This is a genomic window from Desulfobacula sp. (assembly GCF_021107415.1).
Genome location: NZ_JAIOSW010000423.1, coordinates 1 through 4313 on the forward strand (window position 1 = coordinate 1; position 4313 = coordinate 4313).

Below are 4313 nucleotides of genomic sequence, written 5' to 3' on the forward strand. Positions count from 1 at the left end.
CACATCTCAGGGTTTCCATGGCATGCTGCCTGAACATGTGCGGAGCGGTTCACTGCTCTGATATTGCGATTTTGGGATATCATAGAAAACCGCCCATGCTGGATCATGAATATCTTGATAAAGTCTGCGAAATTCCTTTGGCGGTTGCAGCCTGCCCGACAGCAGCAATCAAACCTTCCAAGGTGAAACTTGCTAACGGTACGGAAGTAAAATCGGTTGCTGTTAAAGATGAAAGATGTATGTATTGTGGTAACTGCTACACCATGTGTCCTTCCATGCCCCTTGCTGATACAGAAGGTGATGGTATTGTTCTCATGGCCGGTGGTAAAGTTTCCAACAGAATCTCAGAACCCAAATTTTCTAAAGTTGTTGTGGGATTCATACCCAATGAAATGCCAAGATGGCCTTCCATGACAAAGACCATCAGGACTATGGTTAACGCATATTCCAATGGTGCGAATAAGTATGAACGTCTGGGTGAATGGGCTGAGAGAATCGGATGGGAAAAATTCTTTGAGGTATGTGAAATTGACTTCACCCATCACCTCATTGATGATTTCCGTCAGCAGGCATACATGAGCTGGCGTCAGACAAGTCAGTTCAAATTTACAAAATAGGTTTTTAACCTTACCTGTTTATAAAGTTGTTGAAGCCGGAGTGTATTTGCACTCCGGCTGACACATTTCATTTCAAAGGAGTATGACAATGAGCGAACTTCTTGATAATAAAGAAGCTGCAACCAAAGCAGTGGTGGATTGGATGACAAAGAAATCCAAGACCAAAACCAAGTTTTATTTCAAAGATTTCTATAAAGTTTTTCCGGATGACAAACCAAGATTAATTAAAAAAGTTATCACTAAAATGGTTCAAGAAGAAGTGCTTGAATACTGGTCTTCCGGAAGTACAACCATGTACGGCCTCAAAGGCAGTGGTATCCAGCATTCGTCTGAAGGCGAATAATAAGAGTAAGACAAGTCAAATTTATCCATGCAAACGGTTGGTAAAAAAGTACCGGGAATTGTTATTGCCGGCCTTAGAGGTGGATCAGGCAAGACAATCATCTCTTTAGGGATTATAGCCGCATGGAAAGGAAAAGGTTTTAAGGTCTCACCCTTTAAAAAGGGGCCTGATTATATTGACGCCGGCTGGCTTTCAAAGGCAGCCGGTCGTTCCTGTTACAACCTGGATACCTTTCTCTGCACCCCTCCAATTGTCAAACAATCCTATCAGGAAAATTCAAAACATTGCGATATTGCTGTTATTGAAGGCAATCGTGGCCTTTATGACGGTATTGATACGGATGGGTCTACTTCAACTGCTGAACTTGCAAAACTCATGAAACTGCCGGTTCTGCTGGTGCTGGATTGTACTAAAAGCACCCGTACAATGGCGGCATTGCTTATGGGATGTATGAAGTTTGATCCTGATATCAAAATTTGCGGTGTTATCCTCAACCGGATAGCGGGTAAAAGACACGAAGGAAAGGTGAGGGCAAATATAGAGAAATTTTGTAATATTCCTGTGTTTGGCTCAGTGCCAAAATTAAAGTCAAAAGATTTCCCTGAACGGCATATGGGGCTTGTTACGTCTGAAGAACACATTTTTTCTGATCAAGCCATCAAAGCCGTTTTAAAAGTTGCCAGAGACAACATTGATTTAGATGGACTCTATGAGGCTGTAACCGGTGAATACTACAGCACTGACTCTGAAGCTATAGTTCATGCTGATTTTTCGGAAGTGAAATCGACTCAATCCGAATCTGTTACCATCGGTATTATAAGAGATTCAGCCTTCCAGTTTTATTATCCCGACAACATTGACGCATTAAAAAATCTGGGTGCTGATATTGTTTTTATCAGTCCTTTGTTGGAAGAGAGCATCCCTGACGTTCATGCTATCTATATGGGAGGTGGATTTCCGGAAACCCATGCACCGCAGCTTGCGGGGAATAAAGCCTTTCGTGATAATTTAAGAAAATTATCTCTAAACGGGCTTCCCATTTATGCGGAATGCGGAGGACTTATTTTCCTTGGTCAAAGCATCCGGTTGGGAGATCAGAACTTTCCCATGTCCGGAATTCTACCCATTAAATTCGGGCTGTCCAAACGGCCGCAGGGACACGGATACACCAAGGTGGAAGTCGTCAATGAAAATCCGTTTTTTAAAAAGGGTGAGATTTTAAAGGGCCACGAATTCAGGTATTCCAGTATCATGGATATTGATTATCAGGATCATGAAATGGCATTTAAAATGGAAAGGGGCAAAGGTATCCTTGACAAAAAGGATGGTTTTTTCAAAAATAATACCTTTGGAACCTACACCCATATCCATGCCCTGGGCAGCCCTTCCTGGGCTCCTTCCCTGGTCAAAAAAGCAAGAGAATTTAAAGCAGCTCAAACCCGATAAAAAAAAAGAGGCTTTCCATATTCTGGAAAACCTCTTTTAAAGCTTAATCGTTTTATGATAAACGGTTATTTCTTTTTCTTTGTGGACACGTGACATTTACCGCAGGAAGTAGGAGCAGGCCCTTTTCTTCCTTTGGGATCGCCGGCTTTTATGTTGATATCTTTATGACAGTCGATGCAGTTCCCATGCATGGCATTTTCAAGCACCATAATGTCTTTTTTCTTCTTTTTGTCTTTTGCAAGTTTTGTATGGCATTCAACACATTTCTGGACATTGTCACCCATTTTAAGATCCAAAGGTTTGTTATCCTTGTCATGGTGACAACTGCCACATGAAATTTTGTAATCTTCATTGTGCTTTTTGTGTGTAAATTCAAGAACTTTGAATTTTGGGGGTTTTTTTGATCGTTTTTTGTATTGATTGTAGTCCATTGTTATTGTGTCAGGGACTTCAGTTCCGGCATGAAGACCTGTCGCAACAAAAATCACAGCAATACCTGCAGCCAAAAACCACGTCAGCAATTTTTTATTCATAATTTGTTTCACTCCTTTAATAATTAACAATTTATTTTGCCTGTATACCAAAGATATTTCCATACCTTTGGTTGTTTCTTTAATATTTTTCTTAAATTTTTACACCCAAAAGTGTTAAAAAGTCAATACTAAAATTGCTCAATTTAATCCTGTTCTTCATGATTTTCAGTATCTGTGGTTTTTTCAGTATCTTGTTTTTCTTTGTCTTCATCATCAATATCTTCAACCTTCTTTTTCCCGAATATTTTAGCGCCGATAATGCTGATTTCATATAGAAGCATCAAGGGCAGGGCCATCATGACCTGGGTGACGACATCCGGTGGTGTGATAAGCGCTGCACCAACAAAGAACAGCAATAGAGCATATTTTCTGTTCTTTTTTAAAAACGGCACAGTGACAAGTCCCATCCGGGCCATAAAAGTTAACACCAGGGGCAGTTCAAATACAAAACCGAATGCCAGAAGCATTTTTGAAGCAAAGGAAAGGTATTCCTTCATGGATGGCATGGCATGGATGTTTTCCGTGGCAAATCCTAAAAAGAATTTAAATCCATAGGGGAAAACAATGAAATATCCAAAAGAGGCACCAATAACAAAGAAGAAAACAGAGAGAAACACAATGGGCAAAAAGTATTTTTTCTCAGCTCTGTAAAGGCCGGGAGATACAAACATCCAGAATTCATAAAAAAGTACAGGAGTCGCCAGAATAATTCCGGTGAGCAGGGCGACTTTAAGGTAAGTAAAAAACGCTTCAGGCAAGCCTGTAAAAATCATCCGGGCGTTCCCATCTTCACCCATGGCAGTGATAAGGGGTGCTGTCAGAATTTCAAATAATTTTTCTTTAAAAAAATATGCGGCCACAAAGCCGATGGCCACGGCAATAAAGGAGCGAACCAATCTGTCCCGCAGTTCACCTAAATGCTCTGTAAAAGGGCTTTTTTCTTCTTCGCTCATATGTTTTAATCAGTTTTATTGGTTTTAGGATTTATTGTGTCTGTTTTATCAGTGTTCAAATCTTCCGGGTCTTTAACTTCTACAGTTTCACCTATAGTATTTTCTGGTTCTTCTTTGCCGGAATCATCTGAGATAGGATCATCCAGGTTAGGATCATCCAGGCCAGAGTCATCTTTAGCTGCTGAAGCCGTCTCATCTTTTGTGGGGGTGTCTTTTAGAATATCTTTAAGATTTGTTTTGGGAATATCTATATCTTTAATATCTTTAACCGTAGTTTCCACATCTATACTGCGCTTAAAATCCTGGGCAGATCGTTTGAATTCTCCCAGGGCACGGCCCAGCGTTTTTGCTAGGTCCGGCAGCTTTTTAGGCCCGATGACAATAAGTGCTATTGCCAGAATCATTAAAATTTCAGGCATTC

6 protein-coding genes are annotated in these 4313 nt (G+C 40.5%); 3 read left to right on the forward strand and 3 right to left on the reverse strand.

Annotated elements, in window-relative coordinates; translation table 11 throughout:
• From K8S13_RS21345 to K8S13_RS21355, 3 genes are all read left to right on the forward strand, one after another.
• Positions 1-617, forward strand: a 617-nt coding sequence (locus K8S13_RS21345) for a 4Fe-4S dicluster domain-containing protein (protein WP_291465747.1), incomplete at its 5' end; no start/stop codon positions are given.
• An 88-nt stretch (positions 618-705) separates the two neighbouring features.
• Positions 706-960 (forward strand): dissimilatory sulfite reductase D family protein, encoded by a 255-nt coding sequence (locus tag K8S13_RS21350; RefSeq protein ID WP_291465748.1) that lies wholly within the window; start codon positions 706-708, stop codon positions 958-960.
• A gap of 27 nt (positions 961-987) precedes the next feature.
• On the forward strand, positions 988-2406 hold the full coding sequence (locus K8S13_RS21355) for a cobyrinate a,c-diamide synthase (RefSeq protein ID WP_291465749.1): 1419 nt from the start codon (positions 988-990) through the stop codon (positions 2404-2406).
• A 65-nt stretch (positions 2407-2471) separates the two neighbouring features.
• On the opposite strand, the gene K8S13_RS21360 is transcribed toward K8S13_RS21355, so the two are convergent.
• The 3 genes from K8S13_RS21360 to K8S13_RS21370 all read right to left on the reverse strand — a co-directional run bounded on the left by K8S13_RS21360 (position 2472) and on the right by K8S13_RS21370 (position 4311).
• Complete coding sequence (locus tag K8S13_RS21360) at positions 2472-2939, reverse strand: cytochrome c3 family protein (RefSeq protein WP_291465750.1); 468 nt, start codon at positions 2937-2939, stop codon at positions 2472-2474.
• Between the two features lie 143 nt (positions 2940-3082).
• On the reverse strand, positions 3083-3892 hold the full coding sequence (gene tatC, locus K8S13_RS21365; RefSeq protein WP_291465751.1) for a twin-arginine translocase subunit TatC: 810 nt from the start codon (positions 3890-3892) through the stop codon (positions 3083-3085).
• A gap of 5 nt (positions 3893-3897) precedes the next feature.
• On the reverse strand, positions 3898-4311 hold the full coding sequence (locus K8S13_RS21370) for a twin-arginine translocase TatA/TatE family subunit (RefSeq protein WP_291465752.1): 414 nt from the start codon (positions 4309-4311) through the stop codon (positions 3898-3900).
• Positions 4312-4313: the final 2 nt, after the last annotated feature.

What these genes read in the sequence shown, in the direction of transcription:
- K8S13_RS21350 (WP_291465748.1), top strand. Translation starts at nt 706, where the DNA reads ATGAGCGAACTTCTTGATAATAAAGAAGCTGCAACCAAAGCAGTGGTG.
- K8S13_RS21355 (WP_291465749.1), top strand. Translation starts at nt 988, where the DNA reads ATGCAAACGGTTGGTAAAAAAGTACCGGGAATTGTTATTGCCGGCCTT.
- K8S13_RS21360 (WP_291465750.1), bottom strand. Translation starts at nt 2,939, where the DNA reads ATGAATAAAAAATTGCTGACGTGGTTTTTGGCTGCAGGTATTGCTGTG.
- tatC (WP_291465751.1), bottom strand. Translation starts at nt 3,892, where the DNA reads ATGAGCGAAGAAGAAAAAAGCCCTTTTACAGAGCATTTAGGTGAACTG.
- K8S13_RS21370 (WP_291465752.1), bottom strand. Translation starts at nt 4,311, where the DNA reads ATGCCTGAAATTTTAATGATTCTGGCAATAGCACTTATTGTCATCGGG.